This is a genomic window from Phaeovulum veldkampii DSM 11550 (assembly GCF_003034995.1).
Taxonomy (GTDB): Bacteria; Pseudomonadota; Alphaproteobacteria; order Rhodobacterales; family Rhodobacteraceae; genus Phaeovulum; species Phaeovulum veldkampii.
In genome coordinates this window covers 1-1,576 of record NZ_PZKF01000102.1, presented here as the reverse complement: position 1 = coordinate 1,576, position 1,576 = coordinate 1, and the positions used below count along the sequence as shown (strand labels likewise).

3 protein-coding genes are annotated in these 1,576 nt (G+C 64.0%); all 3 read right to left on the bottom strand.

Annotated features, from left to right (window positions below; genetic code table 11):
• A partial coding sequence (locus tag C5F46_RS16045; RefSeq protein WP_146160260.1) for an efflux RND transporter periplasmic adaptor subunit occupies window positions 1-660 on the bottom strand: 660 nt, incomplete at its 3' end.
• Window positions 661-663: 3 nt separating this feature from the next.
• Window positions 664-1,260 (bottom strand): TetR/AcrR family transcriptional regulator, encoded by a 597-nt coding sequence (locus C5F46_RS16040; RefSeq protein WP_107326294.1) that lies wholly within the window; start codon window positions 1,258-1,260, stop codon window positions 664-666.
• 53 nt (window positions 1,261-1,313) lie between these two features.
• A partial coding sequence (locus C5F46_RS16035) for a DUF6522 family protein (protein ID WP_107326293.1) occupies window positions 1,314-1,576 on the bottom strand: 263 nt, incomplete at its 5' end.

Genomic DNA, 1,576 nt, shown 5'->3' with positions numbered 1-1,576 from the left:
CAGGGTAAAGATCGGATCGCCTGACCGAACCACGGCCCCGGTTTCGGCCAGGCGTGTCACAACCAGCGCATCAAAGGGCGCGGTCAAGCGGTGACGGTCCAGCAGCGTCTGTTCAAGTTGCAGGGCAGCGACTGCATCCTGCCCTTGAGCGCGAATGACGGCGAGTTCCGCTTCGGCAACTTTCACGTCAGCACGAGCGACGTCTTCATCTCGCTGCGCCTCCTCCGCGCGCTGGATGGATGCGGCTTCCTGTCGGGTCAACTCGGCCTGCCGGCGGTTGGCCGCCTCGCGCTGCGCCAGGATTGCCGTGGCGCGGAGGACAGCCGCTTCGGCCTTGGCCTGATTGGCAGCGTTCGCCGCCACGGCGGCCTGGGCACGCGCGAGCCGCGCCTCCTGCTCATCCTGATTCAGCGCGGCCAGCGCTTGCCCCTGTGCCACGCGGTCACCTGCATCGACCGTAAGCGACATCAGTGTTCCGCTGGACTCAAATCCTACGCGCGCCAGTACCCTCGCCTCGACGGTTCCGAGCCCGTAGATGCGAAGGGCCACATCGGTTTCGGGCTGCACGACCGCCACCGTCAACGGATGCTCGGTCAGGTACATCGCTCCTGCACCGATGCTCAGGGCCGCCACCACCGCGATGATCCAGATGGTCCGCATCGATCAGCCTCCTTCCACCCCAAGCAGGTGCAGCTGGACATCCAGAAGGCGCAGCCCTTCGGCCTGCAGGCCAAAGTCGCGCGCGCCCAGTGACCAGCGGATCGCCACCCCCTGCACCAGGGAAGTCAGCAAGACCGCCACATCCGCCGCTGCAACGTCATCGCGCAGGGTATGGGACTGCTGGCCCAGCTCGACTTCGCGCATAAGATGGCCATGGAAAGCGGTCAGCCGCCCGTGGAATGCCGTGCGCAAGGCCGCGTTCTCGACATTCAGTTCGCGGGAAAACAGCAGCATGGGCATCGCGGGTGTTGCTGCGATCTGGTCCAGTTGCGCCCGGATCAGGGCCCTGATCCTGTCAACCGGCAGCTCACTCAGTGCCACAGCCGCATTCCAGGCATGGGTCAGCGTTTCGGCCACCTGGTCGGCCACGGCACTCCACATTGCAGCCTTTGTTGGAAAATGCCTGAACAGTGCAGCCTGCGTCACGCCGACTTCGTTGGCGACGGCGCCTGTCGTCACCCGGTCCGGGCCGATCTGGTCGGCCAAGGCTAGGATCGTTGCCACGATTTCAGCCTTGCGGAGATCTGACGTCTTGCGCATCGATTCATCCAAGAAAGTAAGTGATTAATCACTTACATAATCGGATGAAGGAGTCAACGTTCCAAGTCAGACGATCGGTCCCGCACCGGAAAGCGAGAACTCGACAGGATCGTTCCTGCCTCGTCGACCGTGAACCGGCAGGCGCGATTGATGTAGCGGAACGTCAGGCGCCAGCGTCCCGCGTCCGTCCCCACCCCGGCCTCGCAGATCGATGTCAGGGCACCGGTGCGCATCGACTCGCGAACGTCGGACTCGGTCAGTCCGAATGCTTCGGCGAGCAAGATTGCCGGGACGACAAAGCCTGCACCGTCACGTT

Excerpts from the sequence above, each read along its gene's own strand:
- C5F46_RS16040 (WP_107326294.1), bottom strand. The coding sequence starts at position 1,260 with ATGCGCAAGACGTCAGATCTCCGCAAGGCTGAAATCGTGGCAACGATC.